Genomic DNA, 25,327 nt, shown 5'->3' with positions numbered 1-25,327 from the left:
CGGACGCCGCGCCCGGGGGGCCTAGGCGGAGGCCGGATACAGCGGAGGCTGGGCCATGAACCGGGGCCTCGTGCCGTGGTGCGGCTGCGCGGCGTGCACCAGGAAGGGATGGCAGAGAAAGACGTCGCCGGGCCGGCCCGTCGCGTACGCCGTCTCGCGGTGCGCGGACGCCGCGTCGATCGCCGGGCCGATCTCCATGATCGAGACGCCTTCCTCACCGTACGGAGCGAGCAGCGCCGGGATGTCGTGGTGCGAACCGATCCGGATCCGGGTCGGCGCGTCCCTCTCGCCGACCTCGCTGAACAGGAACAGCATCAGCAACGCCCGCCCCTTGGAACGGTGGTTGGCGTAGTACGTGCTCGCTCCCTCCGGCTGGTAGCTGCCCTCGATGTGCCAGCCGGCGTCGTCGGGCTCCTCCTCGTGCGGGAAGCGCAATGGGAACGACCCCAGTGAGTACCGCGGCTCCCACCGCCCGGGACCGACCAGCCGGTCGAACGCGTCAAGCAGCACAGGGGTGTTCACGGCCTGTATGAACGGCTCCTGCGCCATGCCCCACACCCAGTGCACCGGCCGGGTCCAGGTCGCCGGATCGTCCGGATCGCACCCCGTCTCGGCCCACAGCAGGTCAGTGCACTCCCGCGCCACGGACGCCGGGAAGGCTCCTTCGAGCTTCACGAACCCGTCGGCCTCGAACCGTTCACGCAATGCGTCGCCCATGCCCCCGATCCTGATACCGGGCACATGGGCGACGCATCCCGTTTTTCCCGCCGTCCCGTTTTCCTGCGGTCCTGCTGTCCTCCCCTGTCCCGCTATGCGCTATGCGTAGTGCGCGCGCAGTCGGGCGCGGGTCTCCGGCGACGCCCCGATGTGGTCGAGCCCCAGCAGCGCGGCGCCCAGCACCGGCGGGGCCGTCACCACCTCGATGACCGCCTTCGGCGCCTTGGCCGCGAGCAGCTTGCCGATGTGCTCGTCCAGCTCCGGGTGCCGCGCCGCGAGGACGCTGCCGCCCAGCAGCACCGGCGCCTCCTCGTCGAGCAGATCGAGCCGGGCGAGTGCCACCGTGGACATGGCGACGACCTCCTCCGCGAGCCGGTGCACCAGCGAGCGGGCGACCGGATCGCCCTCGGCGCTGGTGGCGAAGAGGACCGGGGTCAGCTCATGCTTGCGCGCCGAGGGGATGTGCTCCAGATGCAGCGCCTCGATCAGCGCGTACATGGAGTCCAGTCCGAAGTGCGCGGGCAGCGTACGGGCCAGGGCCGTCGGCTCGCCGCGGCCGTCCTCCGCCCGCGCCGCGAACCACAGCGCCTCCTCCGCGAGCCCCGAACCCCCGCCCCAGTCCCCCGAGATCTTGCCGATCGCGGGGAAGCGGGCGGTACGGCCGTCCGGCAGCATGCCGACGCAGTTGATGCCCGCGCCGCACACCACCGCGACACCCCGCGGCTCGTCGACGCCCGCGCGCAGTATGGCGAAGGTGTCGTTGCGCACCTCAGTCGTACGGCCCCACTCGCGGGCGTGCAGAGCGGCCGTCAGCTCCCGTTCCTCCACCGGCAGATCGGCATTGGCGAGACAGGCCGACACATGCTCGACGCCGTCGATGGCAGCGCCGTGGGCGCGTGCCTTCGCCAGCGCCTCGCCGACAGTCGTGCCGAGCACATCGAGCGCCGCCCCGACGCCGACCTTCGGCGGCTGGAAGCCGGGCCCGCGGGACGACACAAGGACCGAGCCGTCGTCGCCGACGAAGGCGATGTCGGTCTTGCTGTTGCCCGCGTCGATGGCGAGGACTGCGGCGTTCACGCCCACGCGAGGTGCTCCTGGTTGTGCGCGATCAGCTTGTCGGTGAGCGCTTCGGCGTACTCGTACTGGCCGATCAGCGGATGCGACAGCATGGCCTTGAAGACGCGGTCGCGGCCGCCGCGCAGGGCGGCCTCCAGCGCCAGGTCCTCGTACGCCGTCACCTGGGCGATCAACCCCGCGTACAACGGGTCGACTTCGGGCACGGGCAGCGGTGTCACGCCCTGCGAGCCGACGGCGGCCTGTACTTCGATCACGGCGTCGTCCGGCAGGAAGGACAGCGTGCCCTTGTTGAGGGTGTTCACCACCTGGTACGGGCTGCCGCCTGCGCCCAGCAGCGAGGCCGCCAGGTCCACGGCCGCCTCCGAGTAGAAGGCGCCGCCGCGCCTGGAGAGCAGCTCCGGCTTCTCGTCGAGCGCCGGGTCGCCGTACATCTCGAGCAGCTGCTTCTCCATCTCCGCGACCTCGGCGGCCCGCGAAGGCTTCGTCCTCAGCTCTCGTACGACCTCGTCGTGCGCGTAGAAGTAGCGCAGGTAGTACGAGGGGACGACACCGAGCCGGTCGAGCACCGCACGCGGCAGATGCAGATCGTCGGCGATCGCGTCACCGTGTCCGGCCAGCAGCTTCGGCAGTACGTCCTCGCCCTCGGGGCCGCCGAGCCGCACACCCGTCTCCCACGTCAGGTGGTTGAGGCCCACATGGTTCAAGTGGATGTCGGCCGGGGCGACTTCGAGGAGCCCCGCGAACTTGCGCTGGAAGCCGATGGCGACATTGCACAGACCGACGGCCTTGTGGCCGGCCTGCAGCAGCGCCCTGGTCACGATGCCCACCGGGTTGGTGAAGTCGATGATCCAGGCGTTCGGATTGGTACGGCGCACCCGCTCGGCGATGTCGAGGACGACCGGGACGGTACGCAGCGCCTTGGCGAGGCCGCCCGCACCCGTCGTCTCCTGTCCGACGCAGCCGCACTCCAGCGGCCAGGTCTCGTCCTGGTTCCGCGCCGCCTGCCCGCCGACGCGCAGCTGCAGCAGCACCGCGTCGGCGTCGGCGACACCCGCGTCCAGGTCCGAGGTGGTGACGATCTTCCCGTCGTGTCCCTGCCTGGCGAAGATCCGCCGCGCCAGACCGCCGACCAGCTCGAGCCGGTCGGCCGCCGGGTCGACGAGGACCAGTTCACTGATCGGGAGGGTGTCCCTCAGCCGGGCGAAGCCGTCGATCAACTCTGGGGTATAGGTGGATCCGCCACCCACGACTGCGAGCTTCATCAGTTCTTAGCCCTTCACTCCGGTCAGCGTGACGCCCTCGACGAACGCCTTCTGGGCGAAGAAGAAGACGAGGATCACGGGGGCCATGACCAGTACGGTCGCGGCCATGGTCAGATTCCAGTCGGTGTGGTGCGCGCCCTTGAAGGACTCCAGGCCGTACGACAGGGTCCACGCGGCCGGGTTCTCCGAGGCGTAGATCTGCGGGCCGAAGTAGTCGTTCCAGGCGTAGAAGAACTGGAAGAGCGCGACGGCGGCGATGCCCGGTTTGGCCATCGGCAGCACCACCTTGATCAGCGTGCGGAACTCACCGCAGCCGTCGACCTTCGCCGAGTCGAGATACTCGTTCGGGATGGTCAACAGGAACTGGCGCAGCAGGAAGATCGAGAACGCGTCGCCGAACGCCATCGGGATGATCAGCGGCCAGAGCGTCCCGGAGAAGTCGAACTGCTTCGCCCAGAACAGATACATCGGAATGATGGTCACCTGCTGCGGCAGCATCATCATCGAGATGACCAGCATCAGCGACAGCTGGCGGCCGCGGAAGCGGAACTTGGCCAGGGCGTACGCCACCGGGACCGAGGAGACGACCGTGAGGACGGTGCCAACGCCCGCGTACAGCAGGGTGTTCTTCCACCAGGTCAGAAACCCCGGGGTGTTCCAGACGTCCGCGTAGTTGCTCCACTCCCAGTTCTGCGGCCACAGATCGCGGGTGAGCGCCTGCTGGTCGCTCATCACCGACGTCAGGAAGAGGAAGACGAACGGCAGCACGAAGAAGAGCGCGGCCGCGATCCCCAGCGAGTGCACCGCGACCCACTGGAGCAGGGCCTTGCGGCGCGCGGAGCGGGCGGCGGGGGACCGGGAGATCGCCTCGGAAGCCGTGGGGGCGGTCAGGACTTGGGTCATGACGGTCAATCACCTGCCTGGATGAGGCCGCCACGGCGGCGCATCAGCAGCGCGGTGAAGGCCATGGCGAGGGCGAAGAGCACAAGCGCGATCACACACGCGGAGCCGTAGTCGAAGCGCTGGAAGCCGAGGTCGTAGACGAGCTGGGGGAGGGTCAGCGTGGACTTGTCGGGGTAGCCGGGTTCGAACTGCTGGCCCGAGCCGCCGATGACGCCGGAGGCGACCTTTCCCGCGACGAGGGGCTGTGTGTAGTACTGCATGGTCTGGATCACGCCGGTGACCACGGCGAACATCACGATGGGCATGATGTTCGGCAGGGTCACGAAGCGGAACCGCTGCCGGGCCGAGGCCCCGTCCAGCTCCGCCGCCTCGTACTGCTCCTTCGGTACGTCGAGCAGCGCGGCCATGAAGATCACCATCAGGTCGCCGATGCCCCACAGGGCGAGCGAGGTGAGGGCGGGCTTCGACCAGGTGGGGTCGGTGAACCAGCCGGGGGTCGGCAGCCCGATCGAGTCGAGGACCGAATTGACCGGCCCCGTACCCGGGTTGAGGAGGAAGACGAAGGCGAGCGTCGCCGCGACCGGTGGGGCCAGGTAGGGCAGATAGAACAGCGTGCGGAAGAGCCCGGCCCCGGTCCTGATCCTGGTGATCAGCAGTCCGATGCCGAGACCGAACACGACCCGGCAGGTGACCATGACCACGACGAGCCAGAGGGTGTTCTGCATGGCCGGCCAGAACAGCCGGTAGTCGCTGAAGACGTACGACCAGTTTTCCAGGCCGTTGAAGGAGGGCGGGCGGATGCCGTCGTACTTCGTGAAGGAGAAGTAGACGGTGGAGATCAGCGGGTAGGCGAAGAAGACGCTGAAGCCGATCAGCCAGGGCGACATGAAGGCCGCTGTCCGAAGCGCCGACCGGCGGCGCTTCGAACGCAGGGTGTGTCTGCTGGTGCTCCTGCCCGTGCCCCTGTCCGTGCCCGTCCCTGTGCGCACATTTGTGCTTGTGCTCATGGGAGGCTACTTCGCCTTCGCGATGTCCGTGTCGATCTGCTTGGCGGTCTTCTCCAGACCGGCCTTGAGATCCTTCACGGACCCCTTCTCGTACTGGTAGCCGAAGTCCTGGAACGTCACCTGGTACGCACCGCCGTCGGCCTGCGCCGGGGTGGTGTTCGACTTCGGGTGCTGTGCGATCTCGATGAAGGTCCTGAACCCGGGCTCGATCTTCAGCTTCGGCGACTTGAGCGCCTCCAGCGTGGACGGCACGTTGTGGATCGCGTTGGAGAAGGCCACGACCGCGTCGGTGTCCGTGGTCATGTACTTCAGCAGCTCCCATGCCGCGTTCTGCTTCTGGCTGGTGGCCGCGATGCCCATGACGGTGCCGGAGAGGTAGCCCTTGCCGTAGTCGGCGACCTGGTCGTCGGCGACGGGCAGCGGCGCCGTGCCGATCTCGAACTTGGCGCCCGCCTCCTTGGCCATACCGAGCCGCCACTCGCCGTCGAGCTGCATGGCGACCTGGCCGGTGTGGAAGGGGTGCTTGGCGCCCCACTCGTCACCGAAGGTGTTGCGGTACTTCTCCAGCTTCTGGAAGCCGCCGAGCTTGTCGATCAGGCCCTTCTGGAAGGTGAGCATCTTCGAGAAGGCCGGGTCCTTGGCGACGTTGGACTTGCCGTCGGCGTCGAAGTACGTCGGTCCCCACTGGGAGACGTAGTGCATCGGGGTGGTCTCGTAGCCGTGGTAGGTCGGCATGACGCCGACCTGCGAGTAGCTGTCGCCCTTGGGCCTGGTCAGCTTCTCGGCGTCCTTCTCGAACTCGCTCCACGTCTTCGGCGGGGCGGTGATCCCGGCGGCCTTGAAGGCGTCCTTGTTGTAGTACAGCCCGTACGCGTCGTTGAGCAGCGGCAGTGTGCACTGGTTGCCGTCGAACTGCGTGTAGTCGAGCAGCGTCTTCGGGAAGACCTTCGCCGGGTCGATCTTCGACTGGTCCAGGAACGGCTTGAGGTCGACGAAGGAGCCGGAGGTGCAGAACTTGCCGACGCTGTCGGTGGTGAACGAGGACACCACGTCGGGTGCTTTGGAGCCGCCGGCCCGCAGCGCCTGCTGGATCTTGGCGTCGGTGATGTTGGCGGTGACCTTCACCTTGATGTTCGGGTGGGCCTTCTCGAACCGGGCGACGTTGTCCTGGATCGCCTTCACCTCGCCGGGCGCGCTCCAGCCGTGCCAGAAGTTGATCGTGACGTCCTTGTTGGGGTCGTCGGTCGCCGCGTTCTCGTTCGACCCCGTACAGGCCGAGGCCAACAGGGATATCGCGGCGGTCGCGGCGAGCGCGGCGGCCGTCTTCCGGGTGCGTGTGGGCATGGCGGTGTCTCCCTGTGGCGGGTGGAGGGGCCTGGGGTCGAACGGGGGAGGTGCGCTGGTTGGGAGGTGCGCTGGTTTTCAGCGGGAGGTGTCGAAGACTTCGTCCCGCGTGGTGGCCAGGGCGCTCTCCAGCGCCCCGCGCAGGACCGGGTGTTCCCGTACGGAACCGAGTACGAGACGGGGCCGGGAAGCGGCCAGTTCGGTGAGCTCTGCCTGTACGCGTGCGCGCAGAGGCTCCCCGCCTGCGGCGATCACCTCGCCGGACAGGACGACGAGTTCGGGGTCGAGTACGGCGACCATGGAGGCGAGACCGGTGGCGAGACCGGTCGCGTAGGCGTCGAGGAGCTGCCGGTACGGCCCCGATTCGGCACCGGCGGCCCGGGAGACCAGCTCGGTGGCGACCTCGGCGTGCGGACCGTGCGCGACGCCGTCCACACCGAGCTCGCGCGCCAGCCGGGGCAGCGCCTGCGCACCGGCCAGTTCCTGGAAGCCACCGCTGTTCGCCTTGGTCACCTGCCGCACCAGAGGGGTGCCGGGCACCGGCAGGAACCCGACCTCACCGGCACCACCGGTGAAGCCGCGGTGCAGTCGGCCGCCGATGACGAGGGCGGCGCCGAGGCCCTCCTCGTTCCACAGCAGCACAAAGTTCTGAAGACCGTGCGCGGCGCCCAGGCGCTGCTCGGCGACCGCGACGAGGTTGACGTCGTTCTCGTACTCGACGGGCATCGGCAGCACCGCGGCCAGTTCGTCGAGGAGGGTGGGGGAGTGCCAGCCGGGCAGATGGGATGCGTACCGCAGCCGCCCGGTGGACGGGTCGAAGGCGCCGGGTGTGCCGATGACCAGCCGGTGTACATCGGAGCGGGTGAGCCCGGCGGCCTTCACCGCCCCGTCGAGCGCCTCGGTGACCTGGCGTACGACGCTCTCGGCTCGTCGCCCCGGGGTCGGCAGCTCGAACTCTCCGACGGTGGCGCCGGTGATGTCGGCGACGGCGGCGCGGATCCGGTGCGGGGTCACATCGAGCCCGCCGGCGAAGGCGGCCCGCGCGTTGACGGCGTACAGCTGGGCGTTGGGCCCGGGCCGGCCTTCGGTGGTCCCGGTGGCGACGACGAGCCCGGCGGACTCGAGCCGCGCCAGCAGTTGGGATGCGGTGGGCTTGGAGAGGCCGGTAAGTTTCCCTATCTTCGTACGTGACAGGGGCCCGTGCTCGAGCAGCAGGTCGAGTGCGGCCCGATCGTTCATGGCGCGGAGTACGCGCGGTGTACCGGGTGTGGTTCCGGGAGTGGTTCCGGCCACGACGGATGCACCTGCCTTTCGACTGCGGACTTCCCCGCCGCACTGTTAGGAAAGTTTCCTAACCAGTGAGAGGAAAAGTAAGCCGCACGTCAGCCGGGCGTCAATGGCCAGCGCCTCCGAGGCAACCAAAGCGTTACCTGCGGAGGCGTCGAGCGTGTGCAGTCTGCGGCGGGTCTGCGGCAGGTCTGCGGCAGGTCTGCGGCGGGTCTGCGGCGGGTCTGCGGCGGGTCTGCGGCAGGTCTGCGGCGGGTCTGCGGCGGGTCTGCGGCGGGTCTGCGGCGGTGTCAGCGCCCGTCGGTGAGCACCTGCGCGGTGGGTGCCCAGTATCCGTTCAGTCCACCGGCGGTGATCCGGACCATGGGCCTGCCGTTCACGACGGCCCTGCGGTCGAACGGGGCGTTGGACTCCTTGGCGAACTTCACGGTCTTGGTGGAGCCGGTGGTCCCGTTCGCGCCGAACTTGACGCAAGTGATCTCCACGCCTGCGGGGAAGGTCGCGTTGCGCTGCGGGCGGTAGGTCGTGGAGACGTACTCACCGCGCAGGAAGACCTTCGGGAACGCCTCGCCGATCCACCAGCCAGCGTACGAACCGGCGTTGATCCGGTAGTAGATGCCGCGGCCCATGATGCGGCGGCGTACGTTGACCGGAGCCTGGGTGGCCTTGGCGAAGGTCACCTTCTTCGTTGCCAGCTGCCTGTCGGCCTTCGAGGCGGACCAGCCGAAGCTGCCCGCCGCGCCGAGGGTGTCGAGCGCGTACAGGGTGTGCGTGCCGGCGGCGATGGCCGCGACTGACCCCGAGCGCAGGCCGTACGCCGGGAAGTCGTCGATCAGCTGGTCGTGCCGGTTGGCGATGGTGGGGCTGCCGGTCTGCCAATGCAGCTGCCGCAGAAGGTTGATGTGGTGCTGGTGGTACGTCGGCGCCGGAATGCGGTGAGTGCCGCAGTAGTACGAGTACCAGCGGGCGTTGCGCAGCCGGGGGAAGTGATCACGGATCGTGGTGAGCGAACCGTCGTACAACTGCTCCGCCAGCGGATTGCCGGTCGCCTGGAAGTAGTCCCAGAGCCCGAACATGGCGAAGATCATGCCGTTGTAGGTGTAGTCCGAGGTGCCCGGGGCGTTGATCGGGTACTCCTGGATCCACAGGTACCCGTTCTTGTCCCTGTTCACCGCCCACGGCTTGGCGTCGTCGGCGCGCAGCATCGAGGCGAAGGCACCGTCGGCGGCCGCCCGGTATGTTGTGCGCTCCTCCTCGGTGATCCCGTGGAGCTGGGAGAGCTGAATGAAGAGACTGATCGCCTCACCCTGCGCCATGCCGGAGTACCAGGGCGCCTTGTAGACGACGCCGCTGTGCGTCGGGTGCGCGAAGTTGAAGGGGTACGGGAAGTACCAGGCGCCGCGAGCCTCCACCCGCTTCTCGATCAGACGGTCCGCCTGCGCCTTGGCGCGCTTGAGGAACAGAGCCCTGCGGGCGGGGTCCTTGTCGATGCGGTAGCCGGTGAGACAGCCCAGACCGAACTGGATCTGGGTGACGGGCTGGTCGTATCCGGCCGCGGTCCTGTTGGGCCGGTACTGGATGACGCCCTTGGAGTCGAGATAGGTGTGGTTGTTGTCGGGCGTGACATTGGCCCAGGCCGTCGGACGGTCCCGCCACGGCCGCAGCGCCTCGGGCAGGTCGGTGACGCACTTGTGGTCGGACTTGTTGAACTGGAACGGCAGGGTCGTCGGTACGGAGTTCTCGGCGACCTGCGGGTTCACCGGCTCATCGGCGTACGGAATGTCCACCAGGGCGCCGGGCCTGGAGAGAGTGCCCTCGGCGAGCTGATCCGGCAGCGGCGGCAGGGGTGGCGGCGCCGGCGGCAGCTGATCGCCGCCCGGTGCGCCCGGTGCGCCCGGGAGGCTCAGCGCGAGCGACCTCGGCATCCCGCCGAAGAGGTCCGGCTCTGGGGTGTCGAACACCCCGGCGGCCATGGCGGTGAAGGTCCCCCCGCCCGCCATGGCGGCACCGGCGACGGTGCCTCCGGCCACACGGATGAAGCGTCTGCGGCCGATGTCGGCACGTCTCTGTCCTGGCATGACTGAAGAACGGGAGTCATGAGGGAGTCGTGATGCCGGCGCGCCCAGGAGTACACAAACGTGTAGTAGTCCGATCTGACGTGACGCCAGGCGTGGGCGTGATCAGTCGACTGTGCCCGGCAGGGTGAGCGGACGCGCAGGTCGGCCACGGTCGTCGGGGACAGATTGAAAGCGGAGCCTCACAGAGCGGGTCACCGCAGGCTCGAGCGAGTCGCGTTCGTATCCGGAGAATGACTACGAGGACAAGGCTCGGGACTACCTTGCCTGGGGACCCCCGGCTACGTGATCATCGACCCCCGGAAGGGCACCGCTGCGGTTCTCACGGACCCAGGCCCCGGGGCGGGCGGGATCCGGTCCCGGTCCCGGCACGACTACATCTTCGGCGACACGACGACGGTCGGCGCCTGGAGCGTCGACACGGGGCAGTTCCCGACGTACGAGAACCCGTAGGAGCGCGTCGGCCGTATAGGGAACGGGCGCCCCGGCCGTAGCGGCCCGGGCGCCCGTTCCTGTGCTTAGTCCTACTTGGCCACGCTCGTCGGAGGCGCCAGCGGCGTCGCCGCCATTGACTGTGGCGAGGTCGCCGACCCGTACGCCGAGGGCGCAGCCATCCCCGCCGTCGGGTCTGCCGACGCGGCCTCCTCCGGCACCGGAGGCAGGCCGCCCACGATGCGGATGCCCGCCCTGTCGAAGGCCTGCTTGATCCGCCAGCGCAGCTCCCGCTCCACGCCCAGTGCCTTGCCCGGCATCGTCTTCGCCGCGACCCGCACTGTCATCGAGTCCAGCAGCACCTCGTTCAGACCCAGCGCCTCCACCGGGCCCCACAGCCGCTCGTTCCACGGCTCGGCCTTCGCCAGGTCGTCCGCGACCTCGCTGATCACCGAGTTGACCTGGTCCAGGTTCTCCGAGGAGCGGACCATGACGTCGACCGTCGCGGTCGCCCAGCCCTGGCTGAGGTTGCCGATGCGCTTGATCTCGCCGTTGCGGACGTACCAGATCTCGCCGTTGTCGCCGCGCAGCTTGGTGACGCGCAGGCCGACCTCGATCACCTCGCCGGAGGCGACACCTGCGTCGATGCTGTCCCCGACTCCGTACTGGTCCTCCATGATCATGAAGACGCCGGAGAGGAAGTCGGTGACGAGGTTCCGGGCGCCGAAGCCGATCGCGACGCCCGCGACACCGGCGGAGGCGAGCAGCGGGGCCAGGTCGATCTTGAAGGCGCCGAGGATCATCAGGCCCGCGGTGCCGAGAATCACAAAGGACGAGACCGAGCGGAGTACGGATCCGATGGCCTCCGAGCGCTGACGGCGGCGCTCGGCGTTGACCAGCAGGCCCCCGAGAGCCGTGCCCTCCACCGCCTGGGCGGAGCGGTTCATCCGCTCTATCAGCTTGGTGAGGGCGCGGCGCAGCAACATGCGCAGCACCAGCGCGACCACCAGGATCAGCGCGATGCGCAGACTGGTGTTCAGCCAGGTGGACCAGTTCTGCTCCACCCAGCCTGCGGCGTCTCCTGCCTGCTTGGCGGCCTCGTCGAGCGAGCCGGGCTCGGATGACGGATCGGCGGCCAATAGGACGGACCAGGACACGAGCGGAACCTCCAGGCATAGCGGGTGGCAGACCAACCACCCTAACGGGGCATCCGGTGTGCTCGGGCGCGGTGTTCGAGGGAGAGACGAGGCTCACCTGGGGATGAAGCGGGTGTGCTGCAAAACACTTCGAGCCCGTTACCCGCACGTGGTGGCGCTCGGACCTGGCATGAGGAGACACTGAAGAGCAGATCGTCCCGGCGCGAGCCACGCGCCGCCGGCGTACAAGGAGGCATCCACCGTGCCGCACGTTCTGGTCCTCAATGCGTCGTACGAGCCCCTCGGCGTCGTACCGCTTCGCCGCGCGCTCATCCTCGTACTGGAGAACAAGGCCCTCTGCCTCGAGGAATCCGGCGCCTTCATGCACAGCGCGACCCGTGTCATCGCCGCACCCAGCGTCGTACGGCTGAAGCGGTTCGTGCGGGTCCCCTACAGGGGGCCCGTTCCGCTTACCCGCAAAGCACTCTTCGCCCGCGACGGCGGGCGTTGTATGTACTGCGGTGGCGTCGCAACCAGCGTCGACCATGTCATTCCGCGCAGCCGTGGCGGACAGCACGCCTGGGACAACGTGGTGGCGGCCTGCCGCCGCTGCAACCATGTGAAGGCGGACCGGCATCTGCGGGAGCTGGGGTGGCGGCTGCACCAGCATCCCGCTCCGCCGAGCGGGCTCGCGTGGCGCATCATCGGGACCGGGCATAGGGACCCGCGCTGGCTGCCATACCTGCAGCCGTTCGGCGCGGACGACGCGATGGCCCGGATCGACGGCATCTCTGCCTGAGGTCCCTTCTTTTTTGGGGCTCGGCTCGCCTCCGGGGCGCCTTGAGCGTCTGTCGACGGTCGACCGTGCTCGACCGCTCGTGCCTCGCGGCCTCCGCGCGCTCTCCGCTTTCGACAGCCGCGCGCCCCTTCGGCTCGCTCGCCGGGGTGGAGGGGGCCGGGGGCTGGGCGGGACTCGGGGGCGCTTTGAGCGTCTGTCGATGGTCGGCCGTGCTCGGCCGCTCGTGCCTCGCGGCCTCCGCGCGCTCTCCGCTTTCGACAGCCGCGCGCCCCTTCGGCTCGCTCGCCGGGCGGAGGGGCGGCGGGGCCTCGGGGCCGGGCAGGGCTCGGGGGCGCCGTTCACTCTGTGACGGCGTATGCCTCCACCGACCAGAGTGAGTATCCGTACTGGGTGGCGCGCGCGTCGCCCTGGACGCGGATGAAGCGGGTGTCCCTGGCGTCCATACGCACGCTCTCGCGCCCGCCCCCGCCGTCCTTGACCGTCGCGGCCGTGCGCCACGTGCGGCCGTCGACGGAGACCTGGATGCGGTACTTCGTCGCGTACGCGTCCTGCCAGTGCAGCACCACCTGCCCGACCCGGGCCGGCTGCTTCAGCTCCAGCTGCCACCAGGCGCCGTCCTCGGCGGGCGAGGACCAGCGGGTCTTCGGGTCGCCGTCGAGCGCCGCCGACGCCGGGAAGTCGGCCGTCTCGTCGCCGGACGAGGCGGCGGCGGCGCCTGCCGTGCGTGCGAGGTCGGGGCCCCCGGTGCGCGGATAGGCACGCACCGTCAGCGTGCGCTCCTGGCCCGCGAAGGACAGCGGCACCCGGTACTCACCGGCCGGTGTGCCCGCCGGGACGGTGACCTCGACCGGCACGGTCGTACGTTGCCCGCGCGGCACCGTCGTCTGCTTCGGGACCCTCACCTTGATGCCGGCCGGAGCCTTCGCGGTGAGTTCGCCGCGTACCTCGGCGGGGCGCCGCCCGGTCAGCCGGACGCCCGCGCGCTGCGGGCCGCCGCCGATCTCGGCGTCCGCCTCGCCGCGTACGAGATCGAGGCCGGCCGGCGGCTCGTCGGCGAACCACGGCGCCACGGACCGCACGGCGACGGGATCGTCCCCGTCCGCCACGACCCTCACCGCGTCCACCCGCAGGCCCTTCGCGTCGGTCTCGGTCCAGCCGCCGGCGGAGAGAGGGCCGAGCGTGCGCCAGCCCTGGCCCGGGACATGCGCCTCCACCCGGCCGCCGGAGCCCGTGGCACCGGCGGACGGTTCGGTCATCGTGTTCACGGAGGCGACGGGCCTGGGCCGGTCCAGCCGGACCGTGTCCTCGCCGGCCGTGTCCGCGAAGCGGTCCGCACCCGTCCAGATCGCCGACTCCTTCGCGGCCCGGTCCAGGAACGGATTCAGTACGCCCTTGCCGACCGTCGCCCGGCTCGCCCTGATGGCCGTACGCAGCGGCTCCAGGGCCAGCGAGTCCCGCCAGGCCGCCGCGCCGTCACCGCGGACCTGCGCCTGCAGCATGTCCACCGAGAGCTCGCCGGCCCGGCCGTACCGCGCCAACTGCTCCAGCCACGGCCGTACTTCATCGTCGAGACGGCCGTCGGCGGGCCGCGTCAGCCGCTGCGGGGCCTCGCGCATCACGGTGAACGCGGCGCGCAGCGAGGCCGCCGCCCGGTCCCTGGCCGCCGCGTCCGTCGTCGTGCGCGACCGCCAGAACTCCTTGAGCAGCGGCTGCAGATAACCGGACTCGGTGGGGCTGAGTATCGAAGAGGCGTGATTGCCGGCCAGCGCGCGCATGGCCTCGCGGGTCTTCGTATCGCCGCCCGCGAGATCGTCGATCGCGGCCTGCCAGGACTCGTCGGGGCGATAGCCCTTCGGGTTCCAGGCGTAGTCGGCCGCGGTGAACAGCGGTATGCGGGACGCGTAGGCCTGCTCCATGGCGTTGGCGAGCAGCGCGACGGAGCCGGTCGCCACGGCGGGCTCGCGGCCCGTGTAAGGGCCGAGGAATATCCGGTCCTGCGCGTAGTCGTTGACCGGGTAGTTGTCCATGGTGACCAGCGGATGCTTGAACGTCTCCCGGGCACCTGCCAGTTCGCGGCCTGTGATGGTGCGCGGCACCACCCCGACACCCGTCCAGGCCACCTGGACCCGGCCGTCCAGCTCGCTCGCGAGCGCCCGCCGGAAGTCGGTGGCACCGTCCTGGTAGAACTCCGTCGGCATCAGCGAGAGCGGCGCGGCTTCCGGATGCCGGTCGGCCAGATGCTGCGCCACCGCGCCCGCCACGCGCGCCTGCGCCCTGGCCGCCGCCTCGGGGCCCGAGCCGAAGGCGTCCGCGTCCTCGTCGCAGTGCCACTCGCTGTAGCTGACGTCCTGGAACTGCAGCTGGAAGGCGCGTACACCCAGCGCCCACATCGCGTCGATCTTGCGCGTCAGCGCCTTGACGTCGCCGTCCTTGGCCAGACACATGGCCTGCGCGGGCGCGACGGCCCAGGCGAGCGTGACGTGGTTGCGGCGCGCGCGCTCGGCGAGCTCGCGGAACTCCGCTCGCTGGGCCGCGGGATACGGCTCGCGCCAGCGGGCCTGCCGGAAGGGGTCGTCACCGGGCGCGTACAGATAGCGGTTCTGCTTGGTACGACCCATGAAGTCCAGCTGTGCCAGCCGCTGTTGATGGCTCCACGGCTGTCCGTAGAAGCCTTCCGTCATGCCGCGTACGGCCGTGCCCGGCCAGTCGCGTACGAGTACTCCGGCAACGGTCGGCCGGTCGGCTCCCGCGACGGTCTGCCGGACGATCAGCTGCCGCAGCGTCTGGACGCCGTGGTAGAGGCCGTCCTCGCCGACGCCGTCGAGCGCGACGGTGTCCCGGCCCTGGACCTGGCCGACCGCGAGCCGGTAGCCGCCGGAGGGGAGATCGGTGCGTTCGGGTGCGCGCAGGGCGCGCAGTGCGTCCCACGCGCCGGTGCCGCCGATGCGCAGGACGGGGCCGCGGCCGGGCAGTGCGGTGTGCACGGTGCGTACGCCGGACGCGTGCAGCAGCTCCGTCAGCCGCTCGACGGCGTACGGATCGGCGCCGCGGTCCGCGACGACAGTCACTTCCGCACCCAGCGCTACGGCCGATCCCGCCGCCCGCATCGTCTGCGGTCGCGGCCAGACGGAGGGCAGCGCGGCCTCACCCTCGGGGTCCTGCGAGGTGGTGGCGGGGGAGCCGGGGTCGTCCGGGGCGGCGACCGCGCCGTGCGCGCCGCCGAGCAGGCTGCCGATGACAGCGACCGCGACGGCTGTCGCAGTACGCCTCCCGCGCGCGAGCCGCACGCCCGTCTCCCCTCAGTCTCCCCTGTCGCTCCGGTCGGCTTCGAGCCCACCACCACCACAGTGAGGGTGTCAATGCGAGTGGCCGTTGTGCACCTTTTGACTTATGTGATGGGCGGTTTGATTGATTTGATTCAACTCCCACACAGGGAACGGAATGTGACACGGAACACGTTGACTGATCGTGTACGTCTGCGGCCGTGCCCGCTGGGTAGGGCTGCTGATGTCCCACTACCGTCCGCTTGGAGTGACCACCGTGGCCGCATCCGCACACCTTCTGCTGTCCGCCCTGTCCAAACAGGTCCCGGGTCCCGGCCCGCTGACCAGCGAACCCCCGCTCGCCGACGCCGCCCCACTGACCAGTGAACCGCCGCTCACCGACAGTGCACCTCTCACCAGCGAGCCGACGGCCCACGGCACGGCCGGCGGCGTGGAGTCCCCAGGAGTCTGAATGGGCCTTGCCCGGCTCGCCGCACTGCACGGAGTCGCCACTTCCTACGCGCCCTCCGAGGGCGTCACCGTCCCGGTCCCCGACGCGACGGTCGTCGCGGTCCTCGCCGCACTCGGCGTCGACGCGTCCACCGCGTCGGGGGTTCGTGATGCCCTGAATCGCGCCGAGTCCGCCGCCGCGGGCCGGCTGCTGCCGCCGACGGTCGTGCTCTGGAGCGCGAGCGGCGAGGTTCCGGCGGCACTGACGGAGCAGCCCGTGGGCACGACCCTGCGGGTCGAGACGGAACAGGGCACGGAGGTGGAGTGGCTGATCCGCGGGCCTGCGGCTGCCGCGACGAACGGCGATGCGGATCAGGCCTCGTTGCGCGGCGAGGTGGAAGAGGCCGCCTTACGCGGCGACGAGCAAGAGGCCGCCTTACGCGGCGAGGCGGAACAGATCCCCGCGCCCGACGCGGCGCGCAGCGAACCCGCAGCCGCAGCGCCGGTCGTCTCCCGCGGGGCCGGGGCTGCCCCCGAGGACCCCCAGCCCTGGCAGCAACTTCCGTATGGCGTTCATCAGTTGTCGGCCGAGGCTCCGGACGGGCGGGTCGCCCGGTCCAGCCTTGTCGTCGCGCCCGCCCGGGCGCCGCAGCCCGACGTCCGCTCGCACGGCCTTCTCGTACAGCTCTACTCCCTGCTCTCCACCCGCTCCTGGGGCATGGGCGACCTCGGCGACCTGGCCGAGCTGGCGACCTGGTCCGCACGGTCGCTCGGGGCTTCCTTCGTACAGGTGAACCCGCTGCACGCGGCCGTACCCGGCACCCCCACCGACCCCTCCCCGTACCGGCCGTCCTCGCGTCGCTTCCCCGACCCCGTCCATCTGCGCATCGAGGACATCCCCGAATACGCGTACGCGGGCGCCCGGGACGGGCAGCGGCTGGAGGAGCTCCGTGACAAGGGCGCCGGGCTGCGCGAATCCGTTCTGCGGAAGGGTGCGCTGATCGACCGGGACGCGGTCTGGGAGCTGAAGCGCGAGGCCCTGGAAATCGTGCACCGCATCCCGCTCGGGCCCGGACGCCGCGCCGCATACTGCGACTTCCTCGCCGAGCAGGGCCAGGCCCTGGAGGACCACGCCACCTGGTGCGCCCTCGCCGAGGTGCACGGCCCCGAATGGCACACCTGGCCGGTGGAACTGCAGGACCCGCGCTCGCCCGAGACCGCCCGCGCCGGGCATGAGTTGATGGACCGGGTCGACTTCCACAGCCGGCTCGCCTGGCTGACCGACCGGCAGCTGGCCGCCGCCGGGCAGGCGGCGCGCGAGGCGGGCATGGGCGTCGGCATCGTCCACGACCTGGCCGTCGGCGTGCACCCGGGCGGCGCGGACGCCTGGGCGCAGCGGGAGGCCTTCGCCGCCGGGATGTCGGTCGGCGCCCCGCCGGACGCCTTCAACGCCCGTGGCCAGGACTGGGGCCTGCCCCCGTGGCGCCCGGACGTGCTGGCCGCGTCCGGTTACGCCCCGTACCGAGGGCTGCTGCGCGGACTCCTCCGCAATGCGGGCGCGCTGCGTATCGACCATGTGATGGGCCTGTTCCGCCTCTGGTGGGTCCCGGAGGGCAGCCCGCCCACCGACGGCACATACGTCCGCTATGACGCCGAGGCGATGCTCGCCGTGCTCGTCCTGGAGGCCCACCGGGCGGGCACCGTCGTGATAGGGGAGGACCTCGGCACGGTCGAGCCGGGTGTGCGCGAGGAGCTGACACGCCGCGGCGTGCTGGGCACCTCCGTGCTCTGGTTCGAGCGCGACTGGGCCGGCACCGGCCGTCCGCTGCCGCCCGAGGAGTGGCGCGTCGGATGTGTGGCCACCGCGACCACTCACGATCTGCCGTCCACGGCGGCCCGGCTGACCGGCGAGCATGTGGCGCTGCGCCACCGCCTCGGCCTGCTGACCCGTTCCCTGGAGCAGGAGCGCACGGAGGATGCCGGGGATGTCGCCGAATGGCTCGGCCTGCTCGGCGGCCTCGGCCTGCTGCCCGAGGGCAGCGGCGACGAGGAGGGCCGGATCCGCGCGGTCTACCGCTTTCTGCTGCGTACGCCCGCCCGGATGGTCGGCGTCTGGCTGCCGGACGCGGTGGGTGACCGGCGCCCGCAGAATCTGCCGGGCACCTGGGACCAGTATCCGAACTGGCGGCTGCCCGTCGCGGACGCCGAAGGCCATCCCCTCACGCTGGAGGAGCTGGCCGCCTCGCCCCGGCTGCACGCGCTGATGGGCGTCTTCGCGGACGTCTTCCGTCCCGGGGGTGGCCCTGGGGGTGGCTCCGGGGCCGGTGCGGGGCCCGGGTGCGGGCCCGGTGCCCGTACGGCACCCCCGGACGCGCGCCCGGGATAGCCGTTCGCTACGTTGGCACCGTGGACAAGAAGAACGCTTTGCGCGCCGGCGCCGTCGCGGCCGGTACGACGCTGATGATGCTGCTCCTGTCGTCGCCGGCGCTCGCGCTGACCCCGGACGACGGCGACGACCCGGGCCCGGGCCTGAGCGTGATCCAGACGGTCGGCCTCTATGTCGTGGCGCCGCTCGCTCTCTTCGCGCTGATCGCGGGCCTGGTAATGGTCCTCGACAAGTCCAAGAAGCAGAGCTGACCGGCTCCCAGTAGCCCGAACGGTTCTTCCAGGGCGCCCTGGGGTGTGTACGCACCCGAGGGCGCCCTTGGCATGTCGCGATCCCCCACGGCGCTCGCGATCCCTCATGGCGCACGATCCCGGCCGGTACCGGTCCACGGGCAGGCACGCACAAACCTTTCAGTTTTCCTTCAAATAATCGTCGAAAGTATTCGATGGACCTAAGCGTTCCGCCGGTGCGACGGTAGCTCGCGCAACCGAGAGATCCCCCGGCGGGGGAGAGAGGCAAGGGGTATACCGATGGCAGTCCTGGACCGCGTCCGCAGCAGTGAGGCGACAACCCCGGCGGAGAAGGTGCGCCAGGCCTCCGGCCTCGGGCTCCTGCTCGCCGCCGTCGCGACGGTCGTCTGGTCGGGGAGCTTCGTAGCCTCTCGTGCCCTTCATGACTCCGTACCGCCCGTGCAGGCCGCCTTCTGGCGCTGGATCGTCGCGATCGTCGCCGTCGCGCCGTTCGCCGCACGCGAGACCTGGCGGCAACGAGCGCTGATACGACGCCACTCGGGTTACCTCACCCTCGCCTCGCTGCTCGGCGTCACCGTCTACAACACCCTCGTCAACCAGGCCGGTCTCTCCACTCCGGCCGGCAACATGGGCATGATCATGGCCGCCTCGCCCGTCCTGATGGCGGTGTACGAACGCCTCGGCGGCAAGCGGCTGGGAGTGCGCCGTACGGTCGGAATGGCGGTCGCCTGCACGGGAGTGCTGCTGCTGGTCGGCAAGGGATCCCTGTCGTTGGACTTTGCCGCCGGTGACCTGTGGATGTTCGCCGCGGCGCTCAGCTTCGCCTCGTACAGCGCACTGCTGCGCCGCCGTCCCGCCGAGATCGGCGGACTCGCCTTCCTCTTCACCACGTTCGTGCTCGGCGCGCTGATGCTGGCTCCCGCGTTCGGTGCCGGCCTGGCCCTCCAAGGCGGCTTCGAGCCAACGGCCGGGACGGTCGGGCCGCTGGTGTACGTCGGCGTCTTCTCCTCCGCCGTCGCCTTCTTCTCCTGGAACAAGGCGATCGCGCTGCTCGGCGCGGCACGGGCCGGAGTCGTCTACTACCTGCAGCCCGTCTGTGTGGCCGTGCTCTCCTTCGTCCTCCTCGGTGAGGCGACCGGTCCGACGCAGATCCTGTGCATGCTGCTGATCCTCGGCGGAGTGATGCTGGGGGCGTCGGGCGGCGCGGCGGGCACGGCCAGGAAGCGGTAACCGCACAGGGCAAGCCGAACAGGGGCCTGTTGGCGGGGCGTTGGCGGTGCCTGGAACGATCACGCGCATGGCACAACAGGATCCGACGCAGGACATCCGGCACCACGGTGAGGGGCTCGTCGCCGCCGCGCTCGCGGGAGACGCGCAGACAGCCCGCAGGCACACCGACTTCTTCGTCCTCCGCAGACACGTCGACGAAGGCATTCCGTACTGGGAGCGGGCGGTGGCCGCGGGGGACGCGTTCTCCGCCTACACCCTCGCCCGGTACCGGAAGATCCGCGGCAACCGCGCGGAGGCCGACCGGCTCTACCGCTCCGCCGCCGAGCGGCACGCCGGATGCGCGTACGGGCTCGGCGTCCTGCTCCAGGAGGACGGGAACCCGGAGGCCGCCGAGTGGTTCCGGCGTGGTTGGGAACTGGGCCACCTCGACTGCAAGATCGAGCTCGGCAAGCACCTCGCGGTCGAGGGCAGGCTGGACGAGGCTCCCAAGTTCCTGATGGACAACGTGGACATCGGCGATATCGCCGTCTTCCGCTGGGTGCAGCTCTTCGAGTCCATACGAGGGGACTTCGACCAGGTCGCCGCGGGTCTCGCGGCGGCGGAAGCGGCGGCGGAAGCGGCGGAAGCAGCGGAGGCGGTGGGCGGAGCGGAAGGCGACGGTGAGGCCGCGCGTGAGGCACTCCGCCCGCTCTTCGAGATGGGCGACCGCTTCCGGGACTATCCCGGGCTGGCCGTCGAGGCCGAGACGTACTACCGCAGGGCCGCGGCCCTCAGTGCCTCCGCCCGCGTCGACCACGCCATCTTCCTGGAGGAGACGGAGACGGCGACGGCGACGGAGACGGAGGCGGCCGGCACGGACGACCGCTGGACCGAGGCCCGTCAACTCCTCGTACAGGCACATGAGTCGGGGTACGAGGGTGCCGCGTACGTCCTCGGCGTACTGCATGAACAGCGCGGTGAACTCGCCGAGGCCGAACGCTGGTACGCCGTATCGGCCGCCGACGGGCACCAGTCCGCGCAGTGGAACCTGGGCATCCTCTGCAAGCGGCAGCGGCGCTTCGAGGAGGCGGAGCGCTGCTTCCGCGAGATCGGTGACGGCGACGAGGACGTCGCCGACCAGTTGGCGCGGATCGCCCGGCTGCGCGCGGACGGCGTGGCGCCCGGCAAGGACCTGCGCCGGCTGCCGGGGCTGCGCGAGCGCGCTGAGGCGGGTGACGTCCAGGCCTCGTACGCGTACGGGAAGATCCTCGGCGAGTGGGGCGGCGCGGCCGCGCGTCATATGGTCCGGTGGATCGAACCCGCGGCGCGGGCCGGTGACCCGGAGGCTGCGTACGACCTGGCGGAGCTCTGCAGCGAACTGCGCAGGCCCGTGCTCCGCGACCACTGGTACCGGCAGGCCGCCGAGACCGGTCACCACGACGCCTGCAACCAGATGGGCTGGCTCTCCGAGCACCACAAGGACTACCAGGAGTCCGAGCGCTGGTACGTCCGCGCGGCCGAGGGCGGCTCCCCGCTGAACGCGATGCTGGCGGGCAAACTCAAGGCGCAGCGTGGCGCGTACGCGGAGGCCGAACCGTATCTGCGCAAGGCGTGGGAGGAAGGGCAGGAGTACGCGTACGGCACCGAGGCGGCCGGCTACTACGGGCTCGTCCTGCACCGGCTCGGCCGCCACGCGGACGCGATCGAGCCGCTGCGCTGCGCGGCGGAGAGCTGGCGGGAGGATGTGCGCAGCCGCTACAGCCGGGACGATCTGGATGTCCTCGCCCGGATGGCGGACCCGGAGAAGGAGCTGGCCGCGGCGGAGGCGGCGCTGGCGGCCGGATAGCGCACCCGATCGGCAACCCGCGCAAGGACGTCGCCGACGCCCGCCGCCGCGAAGCCGAACAGGCCCGTGTAGCCGCTTACAAAGCCGAACAGCAGCGCCAGGCCGAAGAGAAGGCCCGTGAACGGGAGGCCCGCCGCCCGGTCTGCGCCGGCTGTGGAGGGAAGTTCACCGACGACCGCTGGAAAGCCGCCGCGGCCTACCCGGGCGACGGGCCCCGGTGGTACCCGAAGCTGTGCGAAGGGCGCGGGGGCCGGGCCACCGAGGCAGAGGAGCAGCGCGCGGAGGCCGAACGGCAGCGCGAGGAAGAGGCGAAGGGCAGCGCGAGGAAGAGGCGAAGGGCAAAGCCGGTCAGAAGGCCGGCGGCCTCTTCCCCGCCGGCCCAAGCGGGCCAGGTGACGGATGACGCGTCCCCGGCGGCCGCGGCCCCGCCGTCAGGAGCCGGGGAGCCCGCCGCGCCGAGCGCCGGGGCGGAGGGTGACGGCGACGCTCAGTGAGGCGTTCACTAGAGGCGTGAGTTACAGCGACAGCCGTGTTTTTGCGATCGCCAGCCGCAGATCGCCTCAAATGGAGTGCACGGCGCGCTCACAGGGTGAAGACCGGACTGCTGTGTCATACCGTCTTCTCATGGCATGCACTGACAGTAGTGGGTGGATACCGGCCCGAGGCCTCATAGTTACGGCCGGGGTCTTCGCTGCGCTGGCCAACGCCGTCGTCAGTGCTGGGGCGGCCCATGTTGACGACAGCACAGATACCCGGGTGGTGTTCGAGGTGGTCGCCCCAGGGAGTTTGAACATCACAGCGCCCACTGCGGCCGTGTTGTCCAGTGCAGCTCCGGGCGGCACTGCCTCGGGTCACCTCGGCGAGGTTCGGGTAATCGACGAGCGGGCCGCGCCCGATGCCGAGTGGATAGCCACCGTCACCTTGAGCCAGGACTTCACCACCGGCGGAGGCCGGTCCGACGAAACCATCTCCCGAGGGGGCGTCGACTACGACCCTGGAGCGGCAATTGATCCGGTCAACGGCCCCTTCATTCCCGGCCCCCTGGGAACCCTCGCGAACTCTCGCGTCGCGTTCAGACACCCGAGTGGTTCCGGCAGCAACTCTGTCGCCTGGGACCCCACCCTGGACGTTCATGTGCCCGCACCCGCCATAGCCGGCACCTACCAAGGCACTGTGACACATTCGGTGGCCTGACCCGGCTCCTTCGGGTGCCACCGGCCCGGACCAGCTCCACCATCTGGCGACGGAATCCCGGCGGGTAGGCCGGGCGTGCTCTCGGCACGATGGAGGGCTCCTTCTTGCGGGAACCACCACTACGCGACGGAGTGCGTCACAGTTGCGGTGTAGCTGCCTGCCACGGCAAAGGCGGGCACCGAGACGATCAGAGTCGGAGTCCAGGCCACAGAGGTGACAGCGGTACCCGACTGCAGGCTGAACGCCGTGCGGGGGGTGCTCAGGCTCTGTGCTTGCGCCGCTATGGCCTGCCCCGGGGTGGCGGTACCGGTGCCGGTCTTCGCGGTGGCCGGTCCCGACCAGTAGGCGAGACGGCTCTTCGGGATGGTCTCGGCAGGTGAGGCGCCACCCGTGGTGCAGTTCGTCACGGAGACGGTGGCCGTCCAGGAGTCCACACCGCTGGCGTCGACCGTCACCGGTCCCAGTTGCCCGGTGATCGTTCCGTCGGGTGCCCCGCTGCCGAGGTGCCCCGCCGCCGGTGTCGTGATCGACAGTTGCGGGCCGGTGCAGTTCGCCGTCGTGATGGTGTTGGTGTCCAGCGTGACCGCGGCATTCTGCGCCAGGACCCGGCCCTCGATCACCGCGTTGGTGTTCACCGTGATGGCCGTCAGGGCCAGGACGTTGCCTTTGAAGACGGAAGTGGTGTCGATGGTGGCGGAGCTCCCCACCTGCCAGAAGACGTTACAAGCCTGTGCTCCGCCTGCGAGGCCGACATGGCTCCCCGGCGCCGTGATCAGGGTCGAGCCGATCTGGAAGACGAAGACGGCGTTGGGGTCGCCCTGGGCGTCGAGCGTGACGGTCCCGGTGATGTTCAGTGACGACGCGGCCCTGTGGACGCCCGGCGTCAGTGTCGTTCCGCCGATATCGCCCGGTGAGGTGAGGTTGGTGGTGGGTGTCCGGCCGGCCGCGTCGTTGTAGGCGGTGGTCAGGTCGGACTTCGCTTGGACGGCGGCGGCGTCGGCGACATGCTGCGCCCCGTTGACGTGTCCGGGCGGAAAGCCGGTCACCGAAGTGCCGGGGCTCAGCCCCAGGTCGCCGTTGATGACGCCGGCGCCCGTACTGGTGACCGTTGAACCGGCCAGCACCGCGTAACTGGTAGCGGTCCCCAGCGTCACGGGTGCTTCTGCGGCGTACGAGGGGCTCGGGCCCAGAACGGCCGCCGCCAGCCAGGCCAATCCGGGGAGCAGGACGAGGATTCTCTTGAGTCGAGTGCGTCTATGCCCGCTGTCCGGGGTCGTGGACAGGATGGCATCCACTGCCACAGGAGCGGCCCCTTCTTGTCGTCATTGAACTTAAGGGCTGGAGGGATATTCACGGGGCTCACCAGCCGTCTTGACACCGGACCTTGGACAACCGAGACACCTGGATCCGGGCCGCCGACGGGCGACGCCGGGGTTCTCATTCGGCGCCCTGGGCTGCCTCGCCGGGCGGGCCCCAGCACGTACTCCACGGCCACCCGTCTGACCGCCGGCCTGCCTCCGCGCACAGCATCGGTGCGCGGAGGCCGACGGTGGTTCAGCTCTATTGGATGAGCTGGTAGATCGTAGGTGAGGTGCTGCCGGCGAACCCGTCCGCACCCAGGTAGGCGGCCTGGATCAGGTGAAGGCCGACGGCCAGGTTGGTTGTGAAGACTGCGTGCCCGGTGCTGTCGAGGGGGACTACGGCGATGAGCTGTGACCTGTCCATGAACACCACGAGGCCATTGGGGATGGCCGTACCGGAACCGGCCGCCACTGCGGCGGTGAAAGTGACCGTCTGACTCACCGGCGCGGGGTTGGCCGAAGAGGCCAGGCTGGTGGTGGTTGTGGTGGTGACAGGCGCTTGGTCGCAGTTCGGGCGGGTGATCGTGTCACTGTCCAGCGTGACCGCGGCGTTGCGGGCCAGTGTCCGGCCGTCCACTGTCACCCCGGTCGTGACGGTGATCGAGGCGAGGGCCAGGACGTTTCCCCGGAGGGTGGAGTTGGTTCCGAGCGTCGCGGAGCTTCCGACCTGCCAGAAGACGTTGCATGCCCGCGCGCCGTTGACGAGGTTCACGCTGCTTCCGGACGCTGTGGTGAGGGTGGATGCAGCCTTGAAGATGAAGACGGCGTTCGGGTCGCCCTGAGCGTCGAGGGTCAGCTCTCCGGTGATTCCGAGCGTGCCGGCGGAAGTTTGGTACACGCCGGGGGTCTTGGTGGTTCCGCCGAGTTCCACCGGGACGGTGGCCGTGGCCGGGCGCCCCTCCGCGTCGTTGTACGCGGCGGTCAGGTCGTTCTTGGCCTGCAGTGCGACAGCGTCGGCCACGTGCTGGGTCCCGTTCACCTGCCCGGGAGGAAAGCCGGTGACCGATGTGCCCGGGCTCAGTCCGAGGTCGCCGTTGACCGTGGTGGGACCGGTGTTCGTGACCGTCGACGCGGCGAGAACCGCGAAGTTTCCGGCGGTGGCCAGCGATACCGGCGACGTGGCCGCTCTCGCGCTCGCGCTCGGTGGCGTGACTGCGCTCGCGCTCGGCGGCGCGGCTACACCGATCAGGGCAGTGGTCGCACACAGGGTCAGGGCCGGGGCCAGCCGGAATCGGGCGGCAATCCTGCGGAAGGGGCCCGTGAGGCCAGTGGTCACCATGGATGCTTCTTCCGTCTTGGTCTATGTCAAGCGAGACTTTCGACAGTCA

The 25,327-nt window shown here is 70.2% G+C and carries 20 protein-coding genes; 8 read left to right on the top strand and 12 right to left on the bottom strand.

Annotated elements, in window-relative coordinates; all coding sequences use genetic code 11:
- Window positions 1-21 precede the first annotated feature (21 nt).
- The 8 genes from ACFYXH_RS08000 to ACFYXH_RS07965 all read right to left on the bottom strand — a co-directional run bounded on the left by ACFYXH_RS08000 (window position 22) and on the right by ACFYXH_RS07965 (window position 9,675).
- Window positions 22-717: a phytanoyl-CoA dioxygenase family protein gene (locus ACFYXH_RS08000; RefSeq protein WP_389561244.1), complete on the bottom strand. Its 696-nt coding sequence runs from the start codon at window positions 715-717 to the stop codon at window positions 22-24.
- Between the two features lie 99 nt (window positions 718-816).
- Window positions 817-1,800 (bottom strand): N-acetylglucosamine kinase, encoded by a 984-nt coding sequence (locus tag ACFYXH_RS07995; RefSeq protein ID WP_389561243.1) that lies wholly within the window; start codon window positions 1,798-1,800, stop codon window positions 817-819.
- Window positions 1,791-3,056 carry a 6-phospho-beta-glucosidase gene (locus ACFYXH_RS07990; RefSeq protein ID WP_389561242.1) on the bottom strand — a complete coding sequence of 422 codons (1,266 nt, stop codon included), beginning with the start codon at window positions 3,054-3,056 and terminating at the stop codon, window positions 1,791-1,793. Before ACFYXH_RS07990 ends, ACFYXH_RS07995 begins: the two co-directional genes overlap by 10 nt.
- 6 nt (window positions 3,057-3,062) lie before the next feature.
- Window positions 3,063-3,959 carry a carbohydrate ABC transporter permease gene (locus ACFYXH_RS07985; RefSeq protein WP_389561241.1) on the bottom strand — a complete coding sequence of 299 codons (897 nt, stop codon included), beginning with the start codon at window positions 3,957-3,959 and terminating at the stop codon, window positions 3,063-3,065.
- Window positions 3,960-3,964: 5 nt separating this feature from the next.
- Window positions 3,965-4,846 carry a carbohydrate ABC transporter permease gene (locus ACFYXH_RS07980; protein ID WP_389561304.1) on the bottom strand — a complete coding sequence of 294 codons (882 nt, stop codon included), beginning with the start codon at window positions 4,844-4,846 and terminating at the stop codon, window positions 3,965-3,967.
- 126 nt (window positions 4,847-4,972) lie between these two features.
- Window positions 4,973-6,310 carry an ABC transporter substrate-binding protein gene (locus tag ACFYXH_RS07975; RefSeq protein ID WP_389561240.1) on the bottom strand — a complete coding sequence of 446 codons (1,338 nt, stop codon included), beginning with the start codon at window positions 6,308-6,310 and terminating at the stop codon, window positions 4,973-4,975.
- A 78-nt stretch (window positions 6,311-6,388) separates the two neighbouring features.
- Window positions 6,389-7,549 carry an ROK family protein gene (locus ACFYXH_RS07970; protein WP_389561239.1) on the bottom strand — a complete coding sequence of 387 codons (1,161 nt, stop codon included), beginning with the start codon at window positions 7,547-7,549 and terminating at the stop codon, window positions 6,389-6,391.
- Window positions 7,550-7,887: 338 nt separating this feature from the next.
- The gene (locus ACFYXH_RS07965; RefSeq protein ID WP_389561238.1) at window positions 7,888-9,675 is read right to left on the bottom strand and encodes a D-glucuronyl C5-epimerase family protein; all 1,788 of its coding nucleotides are present in this window, start codon (window positions 9,673-9,675) and stop codon (window positions 7,888-7,890) included.
- Window positions 9,676-9,957: 282 nt separating this feature from the next.
- Here ACFYXH_RS07965 and ACFYXH_RS07960 point away from each other — a divergent pair, with 282 nt between their 5' ends.
- Window positions 9,958-10,125: a hypothetical protein gene (locus tag ACFYXH_RS07960; RefSeq protein ID WP_389561237.1), complete on the top strand. Its 168-nt coding sequence runs from the start codon at window positions 9,958-9,960 to the stop codon at window positions 10,123-10,125.
- A 71-nt stretch (window positions 10,126-10,196) separates the two neighbouring features.
- Here ACFYXH_RS07960 and ACFYXH_RS07955 read toward each other — a convergent pair whose 3' ends face one another.
- Window positions 10,197-11,261 carry a mechanosensitive ion channel family protein gene (locus tag ACFYXH_RS07955; protein ID WP_389561236.1) on the bottom strand — a complete coding sequence of 355 codons (1,065 nt, stop codon included), beginning with the start codon at window positions 11,259-11,261 and terminating at the stop codon, window positions 10,197-10,199.
- A 241-nt stretch (window positions 11,262-11,502) separates the two neighbouring features.
- On the opposite strand from ACFYXH_RS07955, the gene ACFYXH_RS07950 reads away from it, so the two are divergent.
- Window positions 11,503-12,039 carry an HNH endonuclease gene (locus ACFYXH_RS07950; RefSeq protein WP_389561235.1) on the top strand — a complete coding sequence of 179 codons (537 nt, stop codon included), beginning with the start codon at window positions 11,503-11,505 and terminating at the stop codon, window positions 12,037-12,039.
- A 338-nt stretch (window positions 12,040-12,377) separates the two neighbouring features.
- Here ACFYXH_RS07950 and ACFYXH_RS07945 read toward each other — a convergent pair whose 3' ends face one another.
- Complete coding sequence (locus ACFYXH_RS07945; RefSeq protein ID WP_389561234.1) at window positions 12,378-15,326, bottom strand: beta-N-acetylglucosaminidase domain-containing protein; 2,949 nt, start codon at window positions 15,324-15,326, stop codon at window positions 12,378-12,380.
- A 253-nt stretch (window positions 15,327-15,579) separates the two neighbouring features.
- Between ACFYXH_RS07945 and ACFYXH_RS07940 the strand changes: the two genes are divergently transcribed.
- The 6 genes from ACFYXH_RS07940 (at window position 15,580) to ACFYXH_RS07915 (ending at window position 22,638) form a co-directional block, all read left to right on the top strand.
- Window positions 15,580-15,774, top strand: coding sequence for a hypothetical protein (locus ACFYXH_RS07940; RefSeq protein ID WP_385308761.1), 195 nt, complete (start codon window positions 15,580-15,582; stop codon window positions 15,772-15,774).
- Window positions 15,775-18,138: a 4-alpha-glucanotransferase gene (gene malQ, locus ACFYXH_RS07935; protein WP_389561233.1), complete on the top strand. Its 2,364-nt coding sequence runs from the start codon at window positions 15,775-15,777 to the stop codon at window positions 18,136-18,138.
- 20 nt (window positions 18,139-18,158) lie between these two features.
- Window positions 18,159-18,389: a hypothetical protein gene (locus ACFYXH_RS07930; protein WP_389561232.1), complete on the top strand. Its 231-nt coding sequence runs from the start codon at window positions 18,159-18,161 to the stop codon at window positions 18,387-18,389.
- 279 nt (window positions 18,390-18,668) lie between these two features.
- Window positions 18,669-19,619 (top strand): DMT family transporter, encoded by a 951-nt coding sequence (locus tag ACFYXH_RS07925; protein ID WP_389561231.1) that lies wholly within the window; start codon window positions 18,669-18,671, stop codon window positions 19,617-19,619.
- A gap of 67 nt (window positions 19,620-19,686) precedes the next feature.
- Window positions 19,687-21,444: a sel1 repeat family protein gene (locus ACFYXH_RS07920; protein ID WP_389561230.1), complete on the top strand. Its 1,758-nt coding sequence runs from the start codon at window positions 19,687-19,689 to the stop codon at window positions 21,442-21,444.
- Window positions 21,445-22,200: 756 nt separating this feature from the next.
- Complete coding sequence (locus ACFYXH_RS07915; protein WP_389561229.1) at window positions 22,201-22,638, top strand: hypothetical protein; 438 nt, start codon at window positions 22,201-22,203, stop codon at window positions 22,636-22,638.
- Window positions 22,639-22,757: 119 nt separating this feature from the next.
- On the opposite strand, the gene ACFYXH_RS07910 is transcribed toward ACFYXH_RS07915, so the two are convergent.
- Window positions 22,758-23,939, bottom strand: a complete 1,182-nt coding sequence (locus tag ACFYXH_RS07910) for an ice-binding family protein (RefSeq protein ID WP_389561228.1) — start codon at window positions 23,937-23,939, stop codon at window positions 22,758-22,760.
- Between the two features lie 259 nt (window positions 23,940-24,198).
- Window positions 24,199-25,278 (bottom strand): ice-binding family protein, encoded by a 1,080-nt coding sequence (locus ACFYXH_RS07905; RefSeq protein ID WP_389561227.1) that lies wholly within the window; start codon window positions 25,276-25,278, stop codon window positions 24,199-24,201.
- Window positions 25,279-25,327 lie beyond the last annotated feature (49 nt).

The sequence above is a fragment of the Streptomyces sp. NPDC002730 genome (assembly GCF_042888805.1).
GTDB lineage: Bacteria > Actinomycetota > Actinomycetes > Streptomycetales > Streptomycetaceae > Streptomyces.
This window is presented reverse-complemented; position numbering and strand designations above follow the sequence as displayed.

Excerpts from the sequence above, each read along its gene's own strand:
- ACFYXH_RS07990 (WP_389561242.1), bottom strand. The coding sequence starts at position 3,056 with ATGAAGCTCGCAGTCGTGGGTGGCGGATCCACCTATACCCCAGAGTTG.
- ACFYXH_RS07905 (WP_389561227.1), bottom strand. The coding sequence starts at position 25,278 with ATGGTGACCACTGGCCTCACGGGCCCCTTCCGCAGGATTGCCGCCCGA.
- ACFYXH_RS07920 (WP_389561230.1), top strand. The coding sequence starts at position 19,687 with ATGGCACAACAGGATCCGACGCAGGACATCCGGCACCACGGTGAGGGG.
- ACFYXH_RS07925 (WP_389561231.1), top strand. The coding sequence starts at position 18,669 with ATGGCAGTCCTGGACCGCGTCCGCAGCAGTGAGGCGACAACCCCGGCG.
- malQ (WP_389561233.1), top strand. The coding sequence starts at position 15,775 with ATGGGCCTTGCCCGGCTCGCCGCACTGCACGGAGTCGCCACTTCCTAC.
- ACFYXH_RS07965 (WP_389561238.1), bottom strand. The coding sequence starts at position 9,675 with ATGCCAGGACAGAGACGTGCCGACATCGGCCGCAGACGCTTCATCCGT.
- ACFYXH_RS07980 (WP_389561304.1), bottom strand. The coding sequence starts at position 4,846 with ATGTCGCCCTGGCTGATCGGCTTCAGCGTCTTCTTCGCCTACCCGCTG.
- ACFYXH_RS07985 (WP_389561241.1), bottom strand. The coding sequence starts at position 3,959 with ATGACCCAAGTCCTGACCGCCCCCACGGCTTCCGAGGCGATCTCCCGG.
- ACFYXH_RS08000 (WP_389561244.1), bottom strand. The coding sequence starts at position 717 with ATGGGCGACGCATTGCGTGAACGGTTCGAGGCCGACGGGTTCGTGAAG.
- ACFYXH_RS07975 (WP_389561240.1), bottom strand. The coding sequence starts at position 6,310 with ATGCCCACACGCACCCGGAAGACGGCCGCCGCGCTCGCCGCGACCGCC.
- ACFYXH_RS07970 (WP_389561239.1), bottom strand. The coding sequence starts at position 7,549 with ATGAACGATCGGGCCGCACTCGACCTGCTGCTCGAGCACGGGCCCCTG.